Source organism: Treponema brennaborense DSM 12168 (assembly GCF_000212415.1).
Taxonomy (GTDB): domain Bacteria; phylum Spirochaetota; class Spirochaetia; order Treponematales; family Treponemataceae; genus Treponema_F; species Treponema_F brennaborense.
Genome location: NC_015500.1, coordinates 1480321 through 1504282, shown reverse-complemented (window position 1 = coordinate 1504282; position 23962 = coordinate 1480321). Strand labels below are relative to the sequence as shown.

The window sequence follows — 23962 nt, the reverse complement described above, 5'->3', positions numbered from 1 at the left end:
CGTAAAAATTTGAGAATGAATCCTTTTTCCATTATACTGAAATCAGAGTCCATCAATCGGAAAGAGGAGATCTACCATGGCGGAAATGAAAAACGCGGTTACTATGATTCCCGCGACAAAACAGGTTTCATTGCCTGAATCGGGACGCGGCAGTTTTAGGGTTGAATATCAGTCGAAATCAATCGATCAGATGATTTATGAATTTATGGAAGCCGAACGGATCCCCGGACTCACTCTGGCAATCGTGCAGGCTCCCTATATTCCCCGAATAGTCGGGTACGGTGTCGCAGACGCAGCAACCGGACGATTGGCTTCCGCAAAAACGATTTGGGCAGCGGGTCCCGTTTCACAAGGATTCACCGCAGTTGCCGCGATGCAGCTTTTTGAACGGGGGAAACTGGATCTGCACTCACCTATTTCCCGCTATCTGCCCGAATTGCCGAAAGAGTGGCAAAATACGACCGTATTTGAACTGATGCAGCACGCTTCGGGTATTCCCGATTACCGCCGTAACGTGAAATTTTCATTGGAAAAAGACTACCAACCGGAACAATTGATAGCATTGGCTGCTACCGAGCCGCCGCTATTTAAAACCGGAACCGACGTAGCGCAAAGTGCCACCAATTTTCTGTTATTGGCACAGATCATAGAAAAAGCGAGCGGCCAAAAATACCGGCAATTCGTTACGGCAAATCAGATTGATTTTCTCGGATTAAAACGGACTCTATTTCAGGAAGATTTTTCAAAACTCAGAAACGAAGCGATATCTGCTCGGCAAGACAAACACGTTCTGTTTACCAAGGAAATTCCGTACATAGATCCGGCGGAACCGGCCGCCGGGACGACGGCTTCCGCGGAAGGAATCACGCAAAGTTACCCGCTGCGCTCCGGCATGTTCAAAGGTTTTGCAGATATATGGGCGTCGGCGGAAGATATCAGTACGTGGGATATCGCGTTGGCCGGCAGCATTCTGATCCGTGAGCCGGAACATCGACAGATGATCTATCAGCCGACGCGGCTTGCAAACGGAAAAACGGTTCCGGCAATGGCAGGATGGCAATTCATGCACCATAAGGGTTTGATGGATATCAAAGGCACCGTACCCGGCTATTCGGCGTTTTTAAGCCGTTTTACCGATTCAAGTGAATTGGTGTGCGTAACGCTGATGTCCAACAAGGATCATATCGATTTTACGAATCTGGCACGGCGGATAGCTTCCGCATTCGGCTCAGGCATGGGTTCCGGCATGAACGAGGAATTTCTGTATGCACAGGAAAGTATTTTCAGCGTAGCCGAAACGGTTTCACGATTGGAATCGGAACTTGTAAAACGAAAAATACCGGTATTTGCGAAGTTCGATCACGGTGCAAATGCGAAATCGGTAGATATGTTGCTGCCGCCGAGCGTCGTCGTCGTATTCGGCGCACCGTCGGTCGGAACCAAGCTGATGCAGCTGAATCCGTCTATCGCAGTAGAGTTACCATTGCGCATCGCCGTATGGCAAGACGCAGCGGGCAGCGTGTGGGCGGCGGCTCCGAGGATACACGAATCGGCTGCGCGTTACGGGCTGCAAGACAATCCGGTAATCCAAAACATGAGAAAACTGCTGGAAACGCTGGTAGCGCGCGCGGCGAATCTGTATTGAGCGAACAAAAACAAACGGACGACGTATAACTGAAACGACGGTAGCACGCGGCCGGATCCGGAACATTGCTCCCCTTGTTACGCACACCGCTTTCAGTTATACTGTGCGCATGTTGCAGAAAAATTCGCTCGTTTTATATAAGACACAGCCGGCCGTTATCATCGAAACCGGTGAAAAATACACTATAGAATATTGTACCGCGCTGCCGACGGTCGGCGGAAAGTCCGCCTCGTTTGCACAGCAAAAAGTCCGTGAAAAGGACATCACGCCGTTCCCCGGAAACGTATCCGCCTTGAAAACAGATCTGCCCGCCATGTTGGCGCAAGCCGGCCGGACTCCTCCCGATATTTCCGCTTCCGTAAAAGCGCAGCTTTCTGACGTGTACGAACTGCTCGCATCCGATCCGGAAACTGCTGAGGCGGCGGTGTCCTTTTCAGATATCGCCGCACTGACCGGAACGCAGCAGGCGTCCGACGTGTGGAGTTTGTATCTCGCGCTGAAAACGGAACCTTTTTTTGCCGACGCAAGCGTTCCGGGAAGCGGTGATTTTTCGTTTACGCTCCGAACCGCCGCCGAAATGCAAGCCATAACCGAAAAACAGAATACGAAAAACAGGGAACAGGAAATTCGCGCTGCGTTCATTGCCCGTCTGAAACAGCGGAAACTGCAGCTTCCGGACGACGCACAGCTCATGCAGGACGTGGAAGCACTCGCACTCGGAAAAACCGATAAATCCCGTACGCTGAAAGAAGCGGGTTTTTCCGAAACGCCCGAAAAAGCGCATAAGCTGCTGCTCGACACCGGTATTTGGACTGCGGAACGGAATCCCTATCCGTCGCGCTGGGGACTTTCCATGCAGTCTGCGGCGGAACATCTTGCGCATCCGCCGCAGGAAGATCGCGTAACGGTTTCCGGCGTTTCGTATGCAATCGACAACGCCTGGAGTACCGATCCCGACGACGCGATCGCGTTCGACGGAACGCACGTTTGGGTGCACGTTGCCGATCCCGCGTCTATCGTGGCACCTGATTCTACGATAGATACGGCCGCACGGAACCGCGGAACGACGCTCTACATTCCCGAAGGCGCCGCCCGTATGCTGGCGGAAGAATCGTTGGAAGATTACGCACTCGGACTGGCACCCGAATCGCGCGCGCTTTCGTTCAAAATTTTGCTCGATGAAACCGGCGCCGTAGCCGACTGCGATATACTGAAAACGATCGTAAAAGTTGAACGGCTCACGTACGTTCAAGCCGATGGAAAAAAAGAAACGCCGGAACTCGCCCCGCTTTATGCGATAGCGAAGCGGAACGAAGAACGCCGTATAAAAGCCGGAGCGGTATCCATTTCACTGCCTGAAGTACATATTGCGGCAGCCGGCGGCGACGTTTCGATCACACCGGTAATGCAAACGCAAGCGTCAGCCGTCGTACGGGAGTTCATGCTGCTCGCCGGTGAAGCCGCCGCGCGGTTTGCGTTCAAACACGCAATTCCCTTTCCGTACGTCAGTCAGGAACGTCCCGATATTCCCAAAGATCTGCCGGAAGGTCTTGCCGGTCAATACCGCCTGCGCCGCTGCATGAGAAGCCGCAGCATCGGCATAACGCCTCTCCAGCACGCGGGACTCGGACTCGGCATGTACAGTCAGGTAACGAGCCCGCTGCGCCGATACGGAGATTTGGTGGCACATCAGCAGCTGCGCGCCTTTATCGGTAAAAAAGACCTGCTGGGCAAAGACGAATTGCTTGAACGGATAGCGGCAGGCGACGCGGCGGCAAGCACCGCCGTAAAAGCGGAGCGCAAAAGTAATCTGCACTGGACGCTCGTGTACTTGAGCCGTAATCCCGAATGGACGGGACAAGCCGTCGTCGTAGAACTGAAAGGCAAACAGGCAGTCTGTCTTATTCCCGAACTCGGACAGGAAACCGTACTGAATCCGTCCCGGCCGGTACAACTGAACGACACGCTTACCGTGCGCGCCGGAAACATCTCTATTCCCGATTTGCTCGTTACGTTCACCGCCGTATAGTCAAAACCCACGGCGAGTCTTGCCCCCCAAAACGGATACGCATCCGCTTTGGGGGCTTTTTTATCCGGATGGAGTACAACGCCCGATGGACATAAAAAAAGCTGCCCGGAAAGGCAGCTTTTTTACACAAGGATGAAAACCTATTCGGTTTTTACATCTTCGCAAATATTCAATTCGGTTTCTTTATCAAAGAATTTGGCTTTTTCCATATTGGGAATGAAGTTCGCCGTATCTCCGATGCGGAACGAATTATCGGGTTCCGTACGTGCGATAACCTGCTGCGTTTTCGTCGTCAAATACAGGTGAGTTTCAGCTCCCAACGGTTCAATGATGGAAACTTTCATCTGCATATTGTTCGACGGCGCGGGATTTTTGGTATACTGCATATCTTCAGGACGGATACCGAAGAATACTTCCTTACCGATATAGTTTTTCAGCGTCTGAGCCTGTTCCGCAGTCGGAGTTACTTCAAACGAACCTTCATCGGCAAGAATCTGGCCGCCTTTTTCAACGATTTTCGTCGTAACGAAGTTCATGGGCGGTGAACCGATGAATCCGGCAACGAATTTATTGATCGGATGATTATACAAATACAACGGAGAACCAATCTGCTGTACTTTACCGTCTTTCATAACGACGATCTTGTCGCCCATCGTCAAAGCTTCAACCTGATCGTGGGTAACGTAAATCATGGTTGCCTTCAGGCGATGATGAAGATCGGAGATTTCAGCACGCATCTGAACGCGGAGTTTTGCGTCCAAGTTTGACAGCGGTTCGTCGAAAAGGAATACTTTCGGATTACGGACGATAGCGCGACCGACGGCGACACGCTGGCGCTGACCGCCGGACAATGCCTTGGGTTTGCGGTCGAGCAGTTTTTCGATATCGAGGATACGAGCTGCTTCGTTAACGCGGCGTTCAATTTCGGCTTTGTCCGTCTTGCGGATTTTCAGACCGAACGCCATGTTATCGTATACCGTCATATGCGGATACAACGCGTAGTTCTGGAATACCATCGCGATATTGCGGTCTTTCGGGGGAACGTCGTTCATCAGCTCGCCGTCGATATACAGCTCGCCTTCCGAAATGTCTTCAAGACCGGCAACCATACGAAGGGTTGTGGATTTACCGCAACCGGAGGGACCGACGAATACGACGAATTCCTGATCGTCGATCGTGATGTTCGCGTTATCAACTGCGCGAACGGAACCGTCGTATACTTTACCGATTCCTTTCAGTTCTACTTTAGCCATGTAAGTGGCCTCCTTAGAATTATTTTATGTTTTAATTGTACCCCATAACCGGCGTGCTGTCAAACGAAAAGATGACAAAACGCCGCTTTTTATTGGGAACGGAATCAGCTGCCCGCCTTTTCATACGGTTTGCCGGACGCGACCGGCGCGTAATTCTTGCCGCTGAACACCACGAGCGCCAGCAGCGTGATCACGTACGGCAGCAGACTGAAAAACTCTGACGGAAACATATTCCGCAGAAACGGAATATTGACCACGTAGATGGAAAACGCGACGGCAGCGCCGAACAGCAGCGACGAACCCGTAATACCGGCCGGCCGCCAGCGACCGAACGAAACAGCCGCCAAGGCGATAAAACCCGCACCGTTGATCGTATTCGCCGTGTACTGAATGGTTTGCGTAAACACCAGGCAGCCGCCGGCGAGTCCTGCAAGAAAGCCCGACGCAAGCACGGCGATATAGCGGATGCGCTTCACTTTGATGCCGACCGAGGCTGCCGCGCCGGGATTTTCTCCGCACGCACGAAGCCGCAGTCCGAACGGCAGTTTATACAGGATAAACCACACGATGAGAATTACGGCGAGCGCAATAAGCGCCGTCGGGTAGATACCGAACGCACCGGGCATCATGCCGTTCTGAAACGGTTTCGTCCGGTCCATGGAAAACAATATCTGCGCGGCGAATATCGTAACGCCGTTGGCGAGCAGGTTTATACCGGTACCGGAAACGGTTTGATCCGCATTCAGTGAAATGGCGGCAAACGCGTGAATCAGTGACACCAGCATACCGAAAAATCCGCCCAAAAACAGTGCGATCCAGATTGAACCGGGCACGGATCCTTCCATAAGAACGTGGGCGGCCGCGGCGGAAAAAGCGCCGATGCTCATCAAGCCTTCAAGCGCGATGTTTACGACGCCCGAGCGTTCGCAGATCATTCCGCCGGCAGCCGTAATCAGAATCGGTGAAACGATCATCAAAACAGAAGGTAACATTCCCCATATAGTATTCATTTTACGCCTCCTGTGCCGAAGAAGCCGACAAAGCTTCTTTTTCCAACGCTTTTTTCATCCGCCACTGCAGATATAACCGTAAACCGGCCCGTACCGCGATAAACACGACGATCAGTCCTTGAATGATAAAGGTTATTTCTTTGGGAATCTGTTTGGACTGCATCAGCGGCTGAGCTGCCGCAAGCAATCCGAACAGCAACCCGGCGAGCAGCGTCCCGCCCGCCGTATTGTTTCCCACGAGCGCGACGGCGATACCGGTGAACCCGTAGTTGTCCATTCCCGAAAGCACGCGGCCGTATCGGAAAGAACCGAGCGCGACTACGCCGCCGCCCAAACCGGCGAACGCACCGGCTACCGCCATGGAAATGACGATGCTGGCAATGACCGGAATACCGCCGTATCGGGCGGAATCCTTGTTAAAACCGGTCGCGCGCAGTCCGAATCCGAGGTTTGTTTTTTCCATCAGGAACCAATACAGTACGACGGCGCCCAAAGCCAGAAACAAGCCCAAATTCAGCGTTGAACCGTTGGTGAGCCATTCAAGAAAACCGGTGCGGATAGAAGCCGTCGCCGGATAATTGACCGTTTTATACGTATTCGTTCCGGGAATAGCCATGATGATGATTCGCGACAGATACAGCGCGATATAATTGAGCATGATAGTGGCGACAACTTCGGAGACTTCAAACCGGGCTTTCAGGAAACCGACGATTCCTCCCCACACCGCTCCGACGGCGACGGCGAGCAGAATCGCCAGCACCCAATGCAGCACCGGAATTTGCGGGCCGAGCAGCGCTACGACCTGAGCGACGGTGAGACCCATGATATACTGCCCCTCGCCGCCGATATTGAACAGGCCCGCGCGCGCGGCGAACGCCATCGCCAGACCGCACAAAATGTACGGAACGGATAAATTGAGCCATTCGCCGACGTAGCGGATATTCCAAATATTGCGGTCGATATTATAGCCGGTAAGCGACTGCAGGATCGCCTTGTACATGTTGAGCGGATTCCGGCCGACGGCAGCAATCAAAACGGTTCCGCACAAAAAGCCGAGCAGTACGACGAGCACCGAAACGGCACCGTCTGAACGGAGCAGCAGACCCGATAAACCGCCGGAACCCGATAATTTTTTTGCAGATTTCATCACGCAGTTTCCTCCTGTTGCTTCTTTGAACCGGCCATCATGATACCGATTTCACGTTCGGTAACTTCACCGTCGTTGAACACGCCGACGATAGATCCTTTCGAGATGGTCGCGATCCGGTCGCATAAATTCATGATTTCGTCGAGCTCGAATGAAATGAGCAGAACGGCGCGTCCCTTATCGCGTTCGGCAATGATGCGTTTGCGGATATATTCGATAGCGCCGACGTCGAGTCCGCGGGTCGGCTGCGCGACCACGAGTACGTCCGGCGACAATTCTATTTCCCGTGCGATGATAATCTTCTGCTGGTTACCGCCGGACATGCTGCCGGCTTTGGTCAAAGCGCCTTCGCCGGCGCGGATGTCGAACGATTCTATGAGTTCGCCGGCTTTTTCATTCATTGCGGACGCGTTCAGCAGACAGCCGTGCGTCGTATACGGCGCTTTATAATAATTTTTGAGCACGACGTTTTCGGCCACGGTGAACTCGGAAACAAGACCGTGCTTGCGCCGGTCCTCTGGAATATGGCCGATACCGGCTTCGATGCGGCGGCGGATCGAATAATTGGAAATATCCTGTCCGTGCAGAAATATCTTACCGCTTTCAAGCGGAGACATGCCGGTAATACCGAATATCAGTTCGGACTGACCGTTTCCGTCGACGCCGGCGATGCCGACGACTTCACCGGCGCGCACGTCGAGCGATAAATCTTTTACGGCCAGCTGACCGCGCGTGTTCTTTACCGAAATGTTTCGGATGGAAAGAACCGTTTCGCCCGTTTTTGCCGGAGATTTTTCGATCTCGAATTTAACGGCGCGGCCGACCATCATTTCGGCAAGTTCGTGTTCGCTGACGTCCGAAACCTGCACGGTACCGACGTATTTTCCGCGCCGCAAAACCGTACAGCGTTCCGCAACGGCTTTAATTTCTTTCAATTTATGCGTAATGAGGATGATCGTCTTGCCTTCGGCTTTGAGCCGCCGGATGATATCCATCAATTCGTCGATTTCCTGCGGAGTCAATACCGCAGTCGGTTCGTCAAAAATAATAATGTCCGCGTTCCGGTACAGCGTTTTCAGAATTTCGACACGCTGCTGCATACCGACCGTAATATCCTCGATTTTATCTTTGGGATTTACTTTCAGCCCGTATTGTTCGGACAATTCGGCGACGCGTTTTTCTGCCGCCGCAAGATCAAGCATACCAAAGCGGTTTTTAGGTTCAATTCCGAGCACGATGTTTTCCGCAACAGTATAATTATGCACCAGTTTAAAATGCTGATGCACCATGCCGATACCGAGCGCTGAAGCGGCGTTGGGATCCTTGATCTTGACTTCATTTCCCCGAATTTTGATAACACCGGCATCAGGATCGTACGAACCGAATAAAATCGACATCAGCGTCGATTTTCCGGCTCCGTTTTCTCCCAGCAATGCCAGTACTTCGTTTTCCCGTACGGACAGCGTTACGTTATCGTTCGCAATGACACCGGGAAAAGTTTTCGTAATGCCTATCATTTCAATCGCGTTTTCTTCCATGCTGTACGTCCCCCTTTATCAAACGCACCAGTTTTTCATAACGGCACAAAAAAACGCAGGCTGCTGCGGAAACACGACGAATCCGCGGCAGTCCTGCATTTTATCGGCTTACCGTATGCGATCAGTTATCTTTCGCACCCAGACCGGCGGGAACTTTTCCCGCTGCCAGAGCTTCTTTATACGTACCGATAACCTTGATTTTTCCGTTGATGATGTCAGCTTTGGCCGCTTCGACCTGTTTGACTACATCCGCAGACAGTGCAGGGTTTGCGGTAGAGAAACCGACACCGTCGCCGGCCATGTCGAGAGAAACGACGCCGCCCTTGAACGTATTGGCAGCAATGCATTCAAGCGCATATTTTGTGGCGGATTCGACGCGTTTTACCATGGAAGTCAAAACGGCAGACTGAGTTCCCGAATACAGACCGTCTTCGTACTGGTCGGAGTCTACGCCGATTGCCCAGACGTTCTTACCCTGAATGCGGTATTCTTTTGCCTGTGCGATAGTTCCGTTACCGGTTCCGCCCGCGGCGGAGAAAATGGCATATACGCCGGAATCATACCAGTTTTTTGCCTGAGCTTTCGCCAATTCGGGTTTGCCCCAGTCGTTCGCATAGAAGTCTACGATGGGAGCGTTGGGGAATACGGATTTTATACCCTGAATGTATCCGACTTCAAATTTGGTAATGGTTGCGCCGGGAACACCGCCGATAAAACCGAATTTAGGATCGGCCACTTTTTCGGCTTTAGCCTGCAACGCCGCCGCGACGCCGACAAGGTAGGAACCCTGATCTTTGGTAAAGATGGCTTCCATAACGTTCGGCTGTCCGATCCAATCGACGTCTACGATCATGTAGCGCTGATCGGGATACAGCTGCGAAACTTCGGTTAACGCGTCCGCAAAGGTAAACCCGGTCGTTACGATCAGATCGTATCCTTCGTCGGAAGCCTGTTTGAGCGTCGGAATATACATATCCTGGGTCTGACAGGTAACAACGTCGTACAGTTTTCCGCGGTTGGTCTGTTTTTCCCAGGTATCGCCGTAATAGGCGAGAATACCGCGCCATGCAGCGGCATTGAACGATTTATCGTCGATGCCGGTTGCATCCGTGATCAGTCTGACTGTAGGACGGCCGTCTGCTGACGCAGCGTCTTTTTTACCGCCTGCAAAAACGATTCCGGCCGCGAGGATAAGAACCGCCAAGATAAGCACAAATTTCTTCATATGCTCCTCCATAAGAAAATACGGATATAACTACCCGTGAACCGATTTATTTCCGTTACTTCAAGAAGAAATCGGTTCAGGTAATTATTATACCGTATTTATGGAAAAACACAATATTAAAAATCCGCTTTTATCTTTGTAATCGGAAAAATTACTGTGCCAAACCTTTTTTGCGGTCGAGTTCCAGTTTGTCTTTCCATACCTGCGCTTTTTTCTTCAATTCTTCGGCCTCTTCTTTTTCGTTCAGCAGAATGCAGAACCGGCGCTGGGCGGAAACGAACAGCAGCGCGTTGCGCATATCGTCGATCCGATGAGTGGAAAGTTCGTAGCGGTCACGGTAACGGTCCGCCGACTGTGCGATCATTTTCCGCACCAGACGGACATAGTATATCGTCGTATCGTAATCGGCGGCGCGCGGATCGAAATAATCGCGTACCGCAGCTTTCATATCGAGCATGTTTTTTGCAACGACGGCAAACCGGCCGTTCAATTCCACGAACGCCCATTTCCACTTCGTATTTTCACCGTAAGCGTCTATGAGCAATCTGATTGCCAAACCGAGTTTGCGTACGATAAAATACCGTTTTTCAAGCGGTGTGTTCGCAATTTCGGCGACGCGGTCTTCGTATTCGGAATACGGCGCGTCGATCGTATTGGTAACGATTTCTTCCAGATAGATGATCGCCTTATACAGCGCTTTGCGTGCTTCGTTCAGTGCGTCCGTATTTTTGGTGGAAAGCAGTTCGACCGACAAATTGCAGATCGTCATATAAATCGTCGCTATATATATCATGTCTTCGGCAAGCAGCAGGCGTTTATACGAAGTACCGGAAGAATCTTTGGAAATCAGATTGAGAATGCTCTTTTCTTTTTCGAGGATTTTATCTATTTGATCTTTGTACGGTTTGCTTTTCGAATTGAAAAGTTCACGTGCTTCTACAGCGATTTTTGCCATTCTGCGTCACCTCCGAATTTCGATAATAAGGATCTGGCGTGCTCAAGCGATTCCGCACTGAAACTGTCGCCCGAAAGCATACGGGCAATTTCTTCAACGCGTGCCTGCCCGGTAACGGCGGACACGCAGGTAACCGTCGTACCGTTTTTATTGCCCTTCTCTATCTTTATCTGATTATCGGCATATGAAGCGATACTCGCCACATGTGTGATACAGAAAATCTGACTTTTTTTTGCCAGCTGTTTCAAATGCGCGCCGACGGCAACGGATACTTCTCCGCCTATGCCGGTGTCGATTTCATCGAACACGAGCGTACCGACCGTATCGGATTCCGCAAGAATCGTTTTCAGCGCGAGCATGACGCGCGAAAGTTCGCCGCCGGATGCTATTTTTGCGAGCGGTTTGAGCGGAGAACCGGCGTTCGCACTCAGAAGGAATTCGACGTTATCCATACCGTACGGGCCGCACGTCTGCGTAACGCCGGTTCCGGTATCACCGGACGGTTTTCCGGTAATACTGACCGAAAAAGCGGTGCCTTTCATGCCGAGGACGGAAAGAACGCTTTCTACTTCGGCGGCCATTTTGTCGGCAGCCGCGCGGCGTTTGTCCGACAGCGATTTTGCCGCCGCGTATGCGGAGCGCTCCAGCCGGTCGACTTCAGCGGCGAGCGCGGTTTTACCGGCTTCGCTTCCGGTCAGCGTGTCGAGTTCTTTCTGCGCGGATTCGGCGTACGCCGCGACGTCGCCGATAGGCGACTGAATGGACGCGGCGTACTTTTTCTTGAGTTTAAACAGGAGCGCGAGCCGTTCCTGGACGGCTTCAAGGCGCGCCGGATCGAACACGAGCGCTTGCCGGTACGCCGATATTTCTTCGGCGATGTCGGACAGTTCGTAGAACGCACTTTCAAGGCGGCTGTCGAGCGGCGCGAGGTTCGCATCTGCGGCCGCCGCGCGCGCCATCAGGGAACGCGCACGTTTTAACGCGCCGACGACCGAATCGGCAGCTCCGTCGCCGGCATCGGAAAGAATTCCGCCGACGCCTTCAATCTCAGAATATATCTGTTCAAACCGTGAAAGACGGGTTTCTTCGGCAGTCAGTTCTTCGTCTTCGTTCGGCAGCAATTTGGCGTCGGTAATTTCGGCGATCGCGAACGAAAGCATTTCCGCTTTGCGCGCACGCTCGGAATCGGAAGAGTTCAGTTCATCGAGCTGCCGCCGTTTTTCAACAAGCTGCGCGTACAATTCGGTGAACGCGGCCGTTTCGGCGGTAATGCCCGCATAGGAATCCAAAAAGCGGCGGTGTTCGGCGACGCGCATCAGCGACTGATGTTCGTGCTGTCCGTGAATATCGACTAAAAACGCGGAAAATTCCGCGAGTTCCGCACGGGTAACGCTCGTGTTCTGGATCCAGGCGCCGGTCTTTCCCGTATCGCGTACGAAGCGGCGCAGCAGCACGCGGTCGTTTTCGGCTTCAACGCCGTGCGCGTCGAGCCATGCGGCCGCTTCCGTGTCCGCCGCGCTCAAAACGAACGTTCCCGACACGCGCGCTTCCTGCGCACCGGCGCGGATAACTTCCGTTCCGCCTTTTGCGCCGAGCAGAAAAGAAAGCGCGCCGATGAGAATTGATTTACCGGCGCCGGTTTCGCCGCTCAGCACGGTAAAGCCGCCGTTAAAATCGAGAGAAACGGATTCTATTAACGCAAAATCCGAAATACTTACGTCTTCAAGCAAGGGGACCTCCCGACCAATTCAATTTGGAACGCAGCGCGCCGTAAAACTTTGCGGAATTGCAGCCTGCGAGCAACACCTTTTCTTTTGCAAGACAGAACTGTATGCGGTCGCCGATATGCACGTCGACGGTGATCTGCCCGTCGGCTGTCATGATAAGCCCTGAAGCGCGCGACGGCAGCACCTGCGCTTCAAGCGTGCCGTCGGGCGGCAATACGAGCGGCCGGTTTGAAAGGGAAAACGGGCACACCGGGCTGAGAACGAGCGCGTCGAGCGCCGGATCTATAATCGGACCGCCGGCGGCGGCGGAATACGCGGTTGAACCGGTTGCCGTCGCGACGATGATACCGTCGGCCTTGAATTTGCCGAACGACGTTCCGTTGAACGCCAAATCGAGCGTAACCAGCCGTGCGGCGGCTTTTGCCGAAATGACGATGTCGTTCAGTGCAACCGCGGAAAAACTGCGCTGTCCGCTGCGCAGTAAAGACGCCTGCACCATGCTGCGCGGAACGACCGGCAGTGATCCGGACAGGAATTCTTCAAGCCGAACGGCCCATTCGTCTTTCTGCACGCTGGCGATAAATCCGAATTCGCCCAAATTAACCGGAAAAACGGGAATGCCGAGCGACAGGCAGCCGCGGGCGGCGAACAGAACGGTACCGTCGCCGCCGAGCGTTATTACGAAATCGTATCCGGCGAACGGGTATTCGCTGCTCACTCCGGAAAACAGGAAAATATCCGCACGGATACCCTTTCGTTCCAGAAACGTTTTTATCGTGTTTCCGAGCAACTGCGATTCGGCTTTATACGTGTTGACGACTATCAGACATTTTTTCAACGGTACCCTCAAAAAACAGGCGCAGTTACGGCAGCGTTCCCAGAACTTTCAGTATTTTGGCGGACTGGCTGTTGCCCAGCCGCGGATACAGCGGAAACGCAGCGCATCTGAGCAGCAGGGATTGCGCCTGAATGCAGTTTTCAAGCGATTCCTGCCGTGCGGCGATGACCGAAGACTCGAACGCGGCCGAAATCTCGATATCCTTGCGGGCCGCGTACTGTTTGACGTCTTTAAACCCGCTGTTCAGCACGACCGGAAACGCAAACGCCGCCGATTCGCCGTTCTGCGTCCGCATGAACGTTTTATGGCGGCTTGCCATAAGCGCTTTACGGAACGCGCCGAACAGTTCGCGGCGGATCTGCTCGTTGCGCGGAAACTCCTTGAGCTGTACGAACGCCAACGCGCTGTTCAGATCCGGCAGGATATCGGTTGACGGCGCATCGTCGGTAAGCCGTTTGAGCACGATCCATTCCCGGCGCGACGGAGCCATAATAACCGCGCCGCCGCCGCCGGTAACGCCGTCGCGTTCTTCAAGGCCGAGTATGGAATACACGCCGTACGTCCCCGCTTTTTTTACGAGCGGTTCGGCACCGTCTGCCGGTACCGTTTCGTGATACGCGCCGACGCTTTGCGACACGTCTTCAACGACGGGAATGCCGAGCGCCAGAATCGGTTCCATATCGGGAAGGTTTCCCATCGTTTCGGCAAGCAGCAGCAACCGGCCGCCTTCTTTGATACCCGATTCGATCGCTTCGACCGTAACGAGCGCGGTATCCGCGGATACGTCGAGGACGATCGGCTTGAAACCGAGATCTTCAACGGCGCGGATCTGCCACGCCGGAGCGAGGGCTGAAATCATAACACCGCTTTCCGCGGGTAAATCGAGCGCGGTTACCGCATATTTTAAAGCGAGCGCGGGACTGCGGAGCGCGGCGGCTCCGTCGACGCCGAAAAATTCCTTAACCGACTGCACGAGACGCTGGTTCATGTCTCCCGGTCCGATTTTTTCATCGACCAGACACGTAAGCACGGCGTCCATTTCCTTGCGGCGAATCGTAGAACTATACGTTTGAATCATACTATTTAATATCGATAATTTTCTGCAGTTCTTTTGAACTGAACAGTCTGCGTATATCAAGGATAATCAAATACCCCTGCTCCTGCCGGACGACGCCGTGAATGTATTCGGTTCCGATTCCGCTCAGCATTTGAGGCGGCGGTTTGACTTCGTCGCGTGATACGGTGATAACGCGCGCGATACGGTCAATGATGATTCCGATCTTCAAGCCGTCTATATTCAGAATGATAAAACCGCCTTGGAATTCGTCTTCGCTTTCTTCTTCGGTCAATTCGATTTTTTTCAGGCGGAAACGTTTATGTAAATTGATAATCGGAATGATTTCACTGCGCAAATTGAATATACCTTCAACATAATACGGAGCGTTCGGAATGGGACGGATATTTTGGATTTTTACGATTTCTTTTACGTCCATAATATCTACGCCGTATAACTCTTCGCCAAGCTGAAAAGTTACCAGTTGAAACTGAGCATCACCAACAGCCATAATTCCTCCGGAAAAATTTCTTACCAGTTAAGATACACCGAAAAGTTACTCACGGTCAAGTATTTTGCGGGCCTTGGTCCGGTTCGCACCGGCCTTTTCGTCTTCGGCAATCCGTTTTACCTCTGCCGTAAGCGACGGAAAGCGATTTTTGGCATAGATGTCGAGACCGGTGCCGACGGTCGCCACGTCTTTTGAAGCGAGGTATTCGCCGCAGATACCGGCGAACGCGCCGTTTTCCGTTGAAGCGAACAGTTTTCCCAGCGCGTACCGGAGGCTTTTCTTCTTATCGTCGGCAAGCGTGCTGCGGGCAAGGTCGATCACTGCGTCAGTTCCGGAAGCGTTCCCGTACTCGACGAGTGCGGCGGCAGCTTTCGTTTTGGCCGTATCGTTGAGTTTGGCGTCCTTGAGCAGTGAAACGAGGTATTTATTTCCGTCCGCGCTGCCGAGAAAACCGAGCGCGTCGTAGCAGGCGTATTTTACCGAAGCTTCGGGATCGTTTTTTGCCCGATACAAAAGAGACGGTTCAGCGTCTTTGAGTTTCAGTTTTTTTACCGCCGCCACCGCTTCCAGACGGACTTTATAATGCGCGTCGCGGATCGCTTCGATGACAACCGCTTCGGCGGCTTTATCAGTGTAATTCGACAGTCCTTTAACGACCGACGCGCGGAAATTCGGATCGGAAGTTTCAAACAGTTCGGCCAGCACCGGAACCGATTCCGGTTTTTCAAGAGTGCCGATGGCCTCCGCCGCGTACATGCGGACGAACGAGTTGCGGTTTTCGTCTTTCGCTATTTCAACGAGCGCGTCCCAGGTTTCGACGGCTTTCAGTTTTCCCAGCACTTTCATCAGTGACTGCTGCCGGGCGACGCTCAAGTCAGTGCGATCGAGATATTCGGCTATGAACACGGCGTCGTCCGCACTGCCGATATCGCCGAGCGCGGAAAGCGCTGCGTCGAAATAATCTTCGTTTTCATTTTCAAGCAGCGTGCGGACGCTGCCGGCGGCTTCAGTCAGTTTCAGTGCCGAAACGTATTTGAATACGAGCGACACGGTCGATTTACGGGTGTCGAACGGATCGGCGGCGACGGCGAGCGCGTATTCGCTAAGACACGGATCGGCGGCCTGCGTAAAATACGCGATTATTTTTTCACGAACCGAAACGCTCTTCGTTTTCCCGAACAGTTCGTAAATTTCGGTGCGGTACGGATACGTGTTTTCTTTCAGAAACGAGTCGAGCAGCGCGATGATTTCATCGTCCAGTCCGTACCGGAGCGTGTTCAGTTCCTTGCTGCGTTCGGATTCTTCATTTTTACCGGCGGTTTCGGCGGCAGCGGCACTCGTTCCCGTTTCGGTTTGGGCGAATACGGCGCTCACGGAGCAAATCGGCAGCAAACTCAGTGCGCTCGATACCCTCAATATGCGGCGGAACCGCAGTACGGCTTGTTTTTTCATTCGGCCGCTCCTCCCGCGTTGAATCGTTTCAGAAACGCCGCCTTGTACGAGGCAAAGCGGTCTTCGGCAATGGCGGTTCTGACTTCGGCTATCATCGTGTGCAGAAACGCCAGATTGTGATACGAGGCGAGCATGGAGCTCAGAATTTCCTGTTCTTTGAACAGGTGCCGCAAATACGCGCGCGAATATTCGCGGCATACCTTGCAAGTGCACTCGGAATCGATCGGTGAAAAATCCGTCGCATATCGGGCGTTTTTGATCGCGATCGTACCGTCGCGGGTAAAATACGAGCCGTTGCGCGCGTTTCGGGTCGGAAGCACGCAGTCGAACATATCGACGCCGTTCGACACGGCTTCCAAAATGTAATCCGGCGTGCCGATTCCCATGACGTAGCGGGGTTTGTTCCGCGGCAGAAGCTGCGCGGTGTATTCGAGCATGTCCGCGTACACGTCGAACGGTTCGCCCACGGAAAGTCCGCCTATCGCGATACCGGGCGTGTCGAGTCCCGAAACGAATTCCGCCGACTGCGCGCGCAGATCGCGGTAAAAGTTTCCCTGCACTATCGGGAACAGCGCGCCTTGATATCCGGCGTCTCGTTTCTGAAGCCATTCGTTTTTTGCCCGCAGCGCCCAATCGGTCGTTACGGCGAGCGCTTCTTTGGCTTTCGCTTCGGGAATGTCGAATCCCGTACACACGTCGAGCTGCATTTGAATGTCGCTGTTGAACCGGCTTTGCAGATCGACCACGGATTCCGGCGTGAGCAAGTGAGACGAACCGTCTATGTGGCTTTTGAACCGGACGCCCTCGCCCGTTATTTTGCGGAAGGGCGCAAGGGAAAACACTTGGAAGCCGCCCGAATCGGTCAGAAAATTCCCGTTCCAGCCGGAAAATCCGTGAAGCCCGCCCGCCTGTTCGAGTATTTCAACACCGGGGCGCAAATACAGATGATACGTGTTTGCAAGAATGATTTCAAAACCTATTTCGCTCAGGTCGTCTTTGGTCATCGCTTTGACCGTCGCGTTCGTGCCGACGGGCATGAACACGGGTGTTTTTACCGTTCCGTGGGGCAGCCGAACGATGCCGGTACGGGCGCGGCTAGAAGTGTCCGCGTGCAGTTCGGTAAAAAAATCGGGCGTCGTTGTCATAAAATCTCCTATAAAAAAGCGAACGGAACGGGCGGATGAATCCGCCGGAACCGCGTATGTACGGGTTTTACACGAGCGCGGCTCCGTTTCCGTCAGGTGCGCGCAAATTTAAGCAGCACTCCGCTCAAAAATATGAACAGTATAACAGGAAACCAGGCGCCTGCCAACGGGGAAATATAGCCGAATTTGGCCAGCAGCATGGTTACCATTTGCGTAACGTAAAACGCCACCGCTGCGCCGATACACAAAACCAGACTGATGAGCAACACGTTCTTGCGCGTTTTGCCCGAAAGGCCGACCGATAAAAATACAACAATAAAAACGACGAAAGGAAACGAAAATTTCTTGTAATATTGCGACAACGCTTCCGCCGTCGGCAATCCGGCGCGCCGCAGATGCGTTATGTAGGAGCGCGCTTCCGACGCGGTAACGGTTTCCACCGAAACGGTGTTGTTTCTGAACGTTTCAGGCGGTTCGGTCAGCAGCGCCGTTATTTCCGGATCGGGATCTTCGGCGATCAGCGTGTCGCCGCGCATCGTGTACTGCACGGCGCCGGACAACGTCCAGCTGCTGCCGTTCCAGACGGCCGAATCGGCACGGAGTACGGCGCGCAGCGACTTGTCGCCGTTACGGACGACGGCGTACAGTGTGAACAACCGCGAAGCCTGGTCGTCGTAAAAATCGGCTTTATAGACGACCGCTCCCCGTTCGGCAATGACGACGATGCGGTCGTTGTTTTTCGATTTTTCCTGATTCAGTAATTTCTGCTGCAGTTCCGTCTTTTGCGCGTACGCCGGAACGACGACGCGATCCTCGAAAAAAAACATGAACGCGCTCAATACGACCGAAAAAACGAGCAGCGGCAGCGTGAACCGGAACAGCGACACGCCGGAAGCGAACACGGCGGTCAATTCGTTTTTTGCGTAAAAATCGCTGAGCACGTACGACGAAGCGAACAGGATAGCCAGCGGCAGTGCGAACGACACGGTTTTGGGCACGTACAGCAGCATCACGCGCACGATATCCGCCGCCGGAACTTGCGCCGATATGAATTGCCATAAGTTCATCAGCAGTTCGACGAGAATCAGCACGAGGGAAAAAAAGGAAAGCGCACCGATAAAAACCGGCATAAAGCGCCGGTACAAATACGAAAGCAGCGTCATCTGCGCACCAGCACCAGATAAAAGGCACATCCGGCGGCTCCGACGCACAAATCCGGCAGCCACATGGTCCAAAATCCGCTCAATCCTTCCCTGATACCGAACGTCTGCCCGAGTATCATGGCGGCCCAATACGCGACGCAGATAAACAGGCCGATAATAAGCCCGATCGTCTGGCCGTTGTGCTTGCCGAACAGAATGGCGATCGGCATTGCGAGCAGCGCAAAAAACAGCGAACCGAACGGCAATGAAAATTTCTTGTAATATTCGAGTTCGTACATATTCAGCTGCAAAGAAGATTTTTCCTGCTGCGTTTTCATATTGCGGATCATCGTCCGCAAGTCGTACGACGTCATTTCACGCGGATTGGTATACGCGGAACTTGAAAACAAGGACGAAGTAAACACGTTCATCCGCGTTTGTTCGGCGCTCATCATGTCGTAATTCCGTTTTTCGGTTTTATCAAAAAAAAGGACCCGCGCGTTATCCATATCGAGCTGCATCAGTACGTCGGGGTTCTGCGAATTGACGATATCGGCCGTGCCCGATACGATTACGCGCCGCGTTCCCTGCGGATCGGTATCGAAAAATATCAGATCGGAAACGGTGCGTCCCGAAACGTCTCCGATGACGAGCGTGGCGCTTTCCGTCCGTTTTATGGAATTGGATTCCAATTCTATAGAAGGATCCGACATCAGAATGGAGCGGTACAATTTATTATAGGAAATGGTTCCGAGCGGCAGCAGATAATCGTTTACGAAAAACGACAGAATCGAAATGGCCAAACCGAGCAGCAGCGCCGGCACCAGAATAACGGCGAACGATTTGCCGGCGGCGCGCAGGATGAGGATTTCATTGTCGCTCATCATGCGGCCCAAACACATCAAAAATCCGACGAGCGTGGCGAACGGTGCGGACTGCGCTATGATAAACGGCAGCGAATATGAAATCAGTTTGAGAACGTCCGCCAGCGGCACCCGTTTTTTTAGGACGTCTTCCGCCATGAGTAAAATCTGATTGACGAAAAACACCATAAAAAAGAACACGAACGCAATGAAAAAATACAGCAGCAGCTCTTTTACGAGATACAGGATGAGAACGTGTTTTTGGATACGGGCAGACGCAACCGGCGGAAAGCGAATCATACGCCGGTGGAACCGAACCCGCCGGAACCGCGTTCCGTAGCCGACAGCGCCGCGGCGGGCACAAACGCCGCCTGAACGACCGGTGCCGCCACAAGCTGTGCGATGCGGTCGCCGTTTTCGATCACGAACGGCTCCGAACCGAGGTTGATAAGAATAACTTTGACTTCTCCGCGGTAATCGCTGTCGATGGTTCCCGGCGTGTTCAGGCAGGTAACGCCCGATTTCACGGCAAGTCCGGAACGGGGGCGTACTTGTATTTCGTATCCTGCCGGAATTTCAAAACATAATCCCGTCGGAATCAGCGCGCGTTCTCCCGGTGCAAGAATTACGGTGCGTTCAAGATACGCGCGGATATCGGCACCGGCGGCTCCTTCCGTCTGATACGAAGGCAGCGCCGCCCCCGGCGCTGCTGTACATTTTATAACCGGCATTACGTCCTCCGAATAGGTGTTATAAAAATATAGCATAATCGGCGGAGGACGGCAACTGCCGGAACCGTCAATGCTTTTTAGCTTTGTTTTTCTGCGGTGCTTCCGCTATCGGTGCGGCTTCAGTGCTGCGGGTATCCTGCGGAACGGTAGGATGCGCACAGCAGGTTTTTTCCTGATGATGAGATTTTTTGGGCGCGTTGTCGTGATTTTTCATAATGGTACCTCCACGTATCATAGCAAAATTCCGTGTTGGTATGCGTTTCTACAACGTATATCAGCTGTATACGATAAATATACACCTTTTTCCGCACAAAGGCAAATGAAAACGGCGCCGTTTACTGATTTACGAATTCCGCGCCGCGCTCGGCTTTTTCTTCAATGCTGATAACGTTCAGGTACAGCGTCGTATATCCTTCGGGAGCGACGTCCAGTTCGGGAACGCCGGTAACCCGAATCCATGCGTTTTCCGCAGGATACGAACCGTCGTATTTGAGAACGAAACCGCCCCACCCGTCGTTGCCGCAGCAGCCCGGTCCCCTGCGGTAAACGACGGAAACCGATTCGCTGCCGTCCCACGAATACAGCACCGAATACATACCTTCAACGATGATGGTCTTGTCCTTATAGCTTTCAAAATTATAGAAAATATCGTTTATCTGCGTGAGAAACAGTTTTTCTTTTATTTCGAGAATTCCGCCCTTCGCTTCCTTTTCAGGTTTCGGCACGGAAATCGGTTCCGGCACGGAAATCGGTTCCGAAACTCCGGCGACGGCGGCAGCGCCGTCGTCGTTACCGATACTGCTGACAGCGCTGCTGCTGACGGCTGCGATATCGGCAGCTGAGGTAATATCGGCGGCTGCACCGGCCATATCGGTAACGGCAATACTATCGGTGCTATCGGCAGCGGACGCCGGTGTTTGACGAACCGCAGCGGACGCCGGTTCAGGCACGGCGGGATCCCTGTGAACGAAGCATCCGGACAGCGACAGCGCCCCCCATACGATAAAAACGGCCGCGCATATCGCGCCGGCGTATGAAAACCGAGGCGAATTCATACGCGCTCCCGGCGGCATTTCCGATACGCCGTTTTCAGAACTTTAACGCTCCAGTAAACGGCGAACACCGCGATGTTGCACAAAACGATACTCGCACCCGTCGGCGTCGCGTATACGTAGGAAACGACCATTCCGCAGAAAAAACAGACGACGGCGATCAAGGCGGAATTGATCACCACCGCCTTGAACCGTTTGCACAGCCGCATCGACGTAATAGCCGGAAATACGATAAGGCACGAAATCAGCAGCGCTCCCATCATGCGCATCCCCAAAACGATAACGAGTGCGGTCAGCAGCGCTATCAGCATATTATGAGCGCCCGTATTCGTTCCGGTCGCTTTTGCAAACGATTCGTCGAACGTAACGGCGAATATCCGGTTGTAGCATAAAACGAACAGCAGCAGCACGGCGAACGATAAGGCGACGCTTATGTTAACGTCGGTTTTCGATAAACCCAGAATGCTGCCGAACAGATAATTGCAGACGTCGGTGTTCATACCGGTCGTCATGGAAATGATCACGACGCCGACGGCGAGCGAGCCGGTCGAAATGAGCGCAATCGCCGCGTCGCCTTTGATTTTACTGCTTTCACTGATACGCAGCAGCAAAAACGCAGCGGCAACGACGACGGGAATCGCTACCGAAAGCGGCGCGGCGTTTAACGACGAAGCGACGGCGAGCGCGCCGAATCCGACGTGCGAAAGACCGTCGCCGATCATCGAATATCGTTTCAGCACAAGGCTGACACCAAGCAGCGACGCGCACAAAGAAATAACGGCGCCGACGAACACGGCGCGCACCATAAACGGAAACGAAAACATCTCCGCAAACAAGGCTATCATCGGACGGATCCTCCTTTCACACTGTTTTTTCCCAAAAAACGCCGGCCGACGTCGCTTTGCACGTACGCTTCCGTACTGCCGAAAAACAGTTGTGTTCCGCAGATATGCAGAATACGGTTCGCATAGGTGAGCGCGCAGTCGATATCGTGCGATACCATGATGACGGTCATTCCCAGTTCCGTATTGATTTTTTCTATAAGCGCGTATAATTCAAGCGTGGCCGCAGGATCAAGTCCCGCGGCGGGTTCATCAAGCAAGACCGCACGCTTTGCCGCGCACAGCGCCCGGGCAAGCAGTACCCGCTGCTGCTGTCCGCCGGAAAGTTCGCGGTAGCATGCGCGTTTCAAATCGCCGATACCCAGCCGCTCCAAATTGGCCTGCGCCTGAACTTTTTGTTTTTTCGTATAAAACGGTGAAAATCCAAGCTGATTCAAACAACCTGAAAGAACGACCTCGAATACGTTCGCGGGAAAATCTTTCTGTACCGGCGTCTGCTGCGGCAGATACCCGATTTCTTTTGAGGAAAATCCGGAAGCAGTACTGATCGAGCCGCCGGACGGTTTTTTCAGCTGCAGCAGTCCTTTGAGCAAGGTACTTTTACCGGCGCCGTTTTCACCGATAATGCAGAAATAGTCGCCGCTTTCGATGGAAAAGTTCAAATTTTTTACCGCAACGATTCCGTCGTACGAAAAGGAGACGTTCTTACAGGTTATGAGATTCATCAGCGTGTCCTTTTTCCGTATTACCGCAGTGCGGCGCGCAGGGTTTCTTCGTTTTGAGTCATCAAAGACAGATACGTTTCACCCGCCCGCAGCTGATCGGCCGTTACGGTATGGCAGGAATGCAGCTGTAATTTGCGCGCACCGGTTGCCTCGCTTACCGAATCTGCGATTTTACCGTTGGAAAGTTCAATGGTAAACACGACAGGAAGCCGTTCTTCCCGCACTTTATTGATCAGGAACGCAACGGTCGCGGCGCTCGCTTCCGTTTCGGTCGAACAGCCGCTGAACGCGGCGTAATACGTCAGTCCGTATTCTTCGGCAAAGTAGCGGAACGGGAACCGGTCTGCAAACAGGATCGTTTTGTTCGCAGCGGAAGCGGTAATCTCCCGGAACGAAGCGTCAAGTTTTGCCAGTTCCGCTTGATACGCGTTGCTGTTCGCCCGGTACTGTTCCGCACGGGCGGGATCTTTTTGCTCCAAGACGGCGGTAATCGCCTGTACGATGGCGATCGCGTTCTTGGGTGAAGTCCACACGTGTTCGTCTACTTCGTGTTCGTGCTCATCGTGATCGTCGTGTCCGGCTTCGGCTTCGGCGTGCTCGTCGTGAGCGTGTTCACCGTGTTCGTGATCGCTTTCCATGCCTTCAACCAATTCTTCGTCGAGCGTTTCGACGCAGTCCAGCAGTTTCAGCGTGGCAGGGCGCGCCTCCCCCATAGAAGCAAGAATGTCTTCAACCCAAACGTCGTTTTCACCGCCGACGTAAATGAACAAATCGGCGTCCCGTATGGTTTTGATATCTTTCGGCGTCGGTTCGTACGAATGGCTTTCCGCGCCCGGTTTGAGCAGCATAACGACTTCCGCGTCTTCGCCCGTGATCTGTTTTGCAAAGTCGTACTGCGGAAAAATAGTCGTAACGATGCGCAGCTTCTTTTCAGCTGCCGCCGCCGGACTTTTTTCAGGACGGGCGACGAATAATACCGTGAACACAACGGCGGCGCATACCGCGGCGAGCGCACAAATTGTCAATACGCGTTTCATTATAATATACCTCCAAATGCATAATGAGAAAAAAATGAAAA

At 53.2% G+C, this 23962-nt stretch carries 22 protein-coding genes; 2 read left to right on the top strand and 20 right to left on the bottom strand.

What is annotated here, in order from left to right; genetic code table 11:
• The first annotated feature begins 76 nt into the window (after positions 1-76).
• Positions 77-1645, top strand: a complete 1569-nt coding sequence (locus TREBR_RS06490; RefSeq protein WP_013758403.1) for a serine hydrolase — start codon at positions 77-79, stop codon at positions 1643-1645.
• A 109-nt stretch (positions 1646-1754) separates the two neighbouring features.
• Complete coding sequence (locus TREBR_RS06485; RefSeq protein ID WP_013758402.1) at positions 1755-3674, top strand: ribonuclease catalytic domain-containing protein; 1920 nt, start codon at positions 1755-1757, stop codon at positions 3672-3674.
• A 140-nt stretch (positions 3675-3814) separates the two neighbouring features.
• On the opposite strand, the gene TREBR_RS06480 is transcribed toward TREBR_RS06485, so the two are convergent.
• From TREBR_RS06480 to TREBR_RS06390, 20 genes are all read right to left on the bottom strand, one after another.
• Positions 3815-4927 carry an ABC transporter ATP-binding protein gene (locus TREBR_RS06480; protein ID WP_013758401.1) on the bottom strand — a complete coding sequence of 371 codons (1113 nt, stop codon included), beginning with the start codon at positions 4925-4927 and terminating at the stop codon, positions 3815-3817.
• 104 nt (positions 4928-5031) lie between these two features.
• Positions 5032-5937, bottom strand: coding sequence for an ABC transporter permease (locus tag TREBR_RS06475; RefSeq protein ID WP_013758400.1), 906 nt, complete (start codon positions 5935-5937; stop codon positions 5032-5034).
• Between the two features lies 1 nt (position 5938).
• Positions 5939-7084, bottom strand: a complete 1146-nt coding sequence (locus tag TREBR_RS06470; RefSeq protein WP_013758399.1) for an ABC transporter permease — start codon at positions 7082-7084, stop codon at positions 5939-5941.
• Complete coding sequence (locus TREBR_RS06465) at positions 7084-8622, bottom strand: ABC transporter ATP-binding protein (RefSeq protein WP_013758398.1); 1539 nt, start codon at positions 8620-8622, stop codon at positions 7084-7086. The genes TREBR_RS06470 and TREBR_RS06465 overlap by 1 nt, the downstream gene beginning before the upstream one ends.
• Before the next feature lie 121 nt (positions 8623-8743).
• On the bottom strand, positions 8744-9847 hold the full coding sequence (locus TREBR_RS06460; RefSeq protein WP_013758397.1) for a BMP family lipoprotein: 1104 nt from the start codon (positions 9845-9847) through the stop codon (positions 8744-8746).
• A 151-nt stretch (positions 9848-9998) separates the two neighbouring features.
• Positions 9999-10802 (bottom strand): hypothetical protein, encoded by an 804-nt coding sequence (locus TREBR_RS06455; protein WP_013758396.1) that lies wholly within the window; start codon positions 10800-10802, stop codon positions 9999-10001.
• Positions 10784-12532 (bottom strand): DNA repair protein RecN, encoded by a 1749-nt coding sequence (recN, locus tag TREBR_RS06450; RefSeq protein WP_013758395.1) that lies wholly within the window; start codon positions 12530-12532, stop codon positions 10784-10786. Before recN ends, TREBR_RS06455 begins: the two co-directional genes overlap by 19 nt.
• Positions 12525-13367 (bottom strand): NAD(+)/NADH kinase, encoded by an 843-nt coding sequence (locus TREBR_RS06445; RefSeq protein ID WP_013758394.1) that lies wholly within the window; start codon positions 13365-13367, stop codon positions 12525-12527. The genes recN and TREBR_RS06445 overlap by 8 nt, the downstream gene beginning before the upstream one ends.
• A gap of 25 nt (positions 13368-13392) precedes the next feature.
• Positions 13393-14445: a DegT/DnrJ/EryC1/StrS family aminotransferase gene (locus TREBR_RS06440; RefSeq protein ID WP_013758393.1), complete on the bottom strand. Its 1053-nt coding sequence runs from the start codon at positions 14443-14445 to the stop codon at positions 13393-13395.
• A gap of 1 nt (position 14446) precedes the next feature.
• A complete protein-coding gene (locus tag TREBR_RS06435) occupies positions 14447-14932 on the bottom strand; it encodes a chemotaxis protein CheW (RefSeq protein WP_013758392.1) in 486 nt (161 codons plus the stop codon).
• A 45-nt stretch (positions 14933-14977) separates the two neighbouring features.
• Positions 14978-16384 carry a HEAT repeat domain-containing protein gene (locus tag TREBR_RS06430; protein WP_013758391.1) on the bottom strand — a complete coding sequence of 469 codons (1407 nt, stop codon included), beginning with the start codon at positions 16382-16384 and terminating at the stop codon, positions 14978-14980.
• Positions 16381-17529 carry a tRNA guanosine(34) transglycosylase Tgt gene (gene tgt / locus TREBR_RS06425; protein WP_013758390.1) on the bottom strand — a complete coding sequence of 383 codons (1149 nt, stop codon included), beginning with the start codon at positions 17527-17529 and terminating at the stop codon, positions 16381-16383. Before tgt ends, TREBR_RS06430 begins: the two co-directional genes overlap by 4 nt.
• A 92-nt stretch (positions 17530-17621) precedes the next feature.
• Positions 17622-18722 (bottom strand): LptF/LptG family permease, encoded by a 1101-nt coding sequence (locus TREBR_RS06420; RefSeq protein ID WP_013758389.1) that lies wholly within the window; start codon positions 18720-18722, stop codon positions 17622-17624.
• Positions 18689-19834, bottom strand: a complete 1146-nt coding sequence (locus tag TREBR_RS06415) for an LptF/LptG family permease (RefSeq protein WP_013758388.1) — start codon at positions 19832-19834, stop codon at positions 18689-18691. Before TREBR_RS06415 ends, TREBR_RS06420 begins: the two co-directional genes overlap by 34 nt.
• The gene (gene dut, locus TREBR_RS06410; RefSeq protein WP_041610356.1) at positions 19831-20265 is read right to left on the bottom strand and encodes a dUTP diphosphatase; all 435 of its coding nucleotides are present in this window, start codon (positions 20263-20265) and stop codon (positions 19831-19833) included. The genes TREBR_RS06415 and dut overlap by 4 nt, the downstream gene beginning before the upstream one ends.
• Positions 20266-20332: 67 nt before the next feature.
• Positions 20333-20479, bottom strand: a complete 147-nt coding sequence (locus TREBR_RS14285; RefSeq protein ID WP_013758386.1) for a hypothetical protein — start codon at positions 20477-20479, stop codon at positions 20333-20335.
• Positions 20480-20600: 121 nt separating this feature from the next.
• A complete protein-coding gene (locus TREBR_RS13595) occupies positions 20601-21320 on the bottom strand; it encodes a hypothetical protein (RefSeq protein ID WP_013758385.1) in 720 nt (239 codons plus the stop codon).
• On the bottom strand, positions 21317-22162 hold the full coding sequence (locus tag TREBR_RS06400) for a metal ABC transporter permease (RefSeq protein WP_013758384.1): 846 nt from the start codon (positions 22160-22162) through the stop codon (positions 21317-21319). Before TREBR_RS06400 ends, TREBR_RS13595 begins: the two co-directional genes overlap by 4 nt.
• A complete protein-coding gene (locus TREBR_RS06395) occupies positions 22159-22884 on the bottom strand; it encodes a metal ABC transporter ATP-binding protein (RefSeq protein WP_013758383.1) in 726 nt (241 codons plus the stop codon). Before TREBR_RS06395 ends, TREBR_RS06400 begins: the two co-directional genes overlap by 4 nt.
• Positions 22885-22904: 20 nt before the next feature.
• Positions 22905-23921 (bottom strand): metal ABC transporter substrate-binding protein, encoded by a 1017-nt coding sequence (locus tag TREBR_RS06390; protein WP_013758382.1) that lies wholly within the window; start codon positions 23919-23921, stop codon positions 22905-22907.
• Positions 23922-23962: the final 41 nt, after the last annotated feature.

What these genes read in the sequence shown, in the direction of transcription:
- TREBR_RS06460 (WP_013758397.1), bottom strand. Translation starts at nt 9,847, where the DNA reads ATGAAGAAATTTGTGCTTATCTTGGCGGTTCTTATCCTCGCGGCCGGA.
- TREBR_RS06395 (WP_013758383.1), bottom strand. Translation starts at nt 22,884, where the DNA reads ATGAATCTCATAACCTGTAAGAACGTCTCCTTTTCGTACGACGGAATC.
- TREBR_RS06465 (WP_013758398.1), bottom strand. Translation starts at nt 8,622, where the DNA reads ATGGAAGAAAACGCGATTGAAATGATAGGCATTACGAAAACTTTTCCC.
- TREBR_RS06475 (WP_013758400.1), bottom strand. Translation starts at nt 5,937, where the DNA reads ATGAATACTATATGGGGAATGTTACCTTCTGTTTTGATGATCGTTTCA.
- TREBR_RS06440 (WP_013758393.1), bottom strand. Translation starts at nt 14,445, where the DNA reads ATGATTCAAACGTATAGTTCTACGATTCGCCGCAAGGAAATGGACGCC.
- tgt (WP_013758390.1), bottom strand. Translation starts at nt 17,529, where the DNA reads ATGACAACGACGCCCGATTTTTTTACCGAACTGCACGCGGACACTTCT.
- dut (WP_041610356.1), bottom strand. Translation starts at nt 20,265, where the DNA reads ATGCCGGTTATAAAATGTACAGCAGCGCCGGGGGCGGCGCTGCCTTCG.
- TREBR_RS06400 (WP_013758384.1), bottom strand. Translation starts at nt 22,162, where the DNA reads ATGATAGCCTTGTTTGCGGAGATGTTTTCGTTTCCGTTTATGGTGCGC.
- TREBR_RS06420 (WP_013758389.1), bottom strand. Translation starts at nt 18,722, where the DNA reads ATGTGCCTTTTATCTGGTGCTGGTGCGCAGATGACGCTGCTTTCGTAT.
- TREBR_RS06390 (WP_013758382.1), bottom strand. Translation starts at nt 23,921, where the DNA reads ATGAAACGCGTATTGACAATTTGTGCGCTCGCCGCGGTATGCGCCGCC.
- TREBR_RS06485 (WP_013758402.1), top strand. Translation starts at nt 1,755, where the DNA reads ATGTTGCAGAAAAATTCGCTCGTTTTATATAAGACACAGCCGGCCGTT.
- TREBR_RS06470 (WP_013758399.1), bottom strand. Translation starts at nt 7,084, where the DNA reads ATGAAATCTGCAAAAAAATTATCGGGTTCCGGCGGTTTATCGGGTCTG.
- TREBR_RS06415 (WP_013758388.1), bottom strand. Translation starts at nt 19,834, where the DNA reads ATGATTCGCTTTCCGCCGGTTGCGTCTGCCCGTATCCAAAAACACGTT.
- TREBR_RS06480 (WP_013758401.1), bottom strand. Translation starts at nt 4,927, where the DNA reads ATGGCTAAAGTAGAACTGAAAGGAATCGGTAAAGTATACGACGGTTCC.
- TREBR_RS06435 (WP_013758392.1), bottom strand. Translation starts at nt 14,932, where the DNA reads ATGGCTGTTGGTGATGCTCAGTTTCAACTGGTAACTTTTCAGCTTGGC.
- TREBR_RS14285 (WP_013758386.1), bottom strand. Translation starts at nt 20,479, where the DNA reads ATGAAAAATCACGACAACGCGCCCAAAAAATCTCATCATCAGGAAAAA.
- TREBR_RS06430 (WP_013758391.1), bottom strand. Translation starts at nt 16,384, where the DNA reads ATGAAAAAACAAGCCGTACTGCGGTTCCGCCGCATATTGAGGGTATCG.
- TREBR_RS06455 (WP_013758396.1), bottom strand. Translation starts at nt 10,802, where the DNA reads ATGGCAAAAATCGCTGTAGAAGCACGTGAACTTTTCAATTCGAAAAGC.
- TREBR_RS13595 (WP_013758385.1), bottom strand. Translation starts at nt 21,320, where the DNA reads ATGAATTCGCCTCGGTTTTCATACGCCGGCGCGATATGCGCGGCCGTT.
- TREBR_RS06490 (WP_013758403.1), top strand. Translation starts at nt 77, where the DNA reads ATGGCGGAAATGAAAAACGCGGTTACTATGATTCCCGCGACAAAACAG.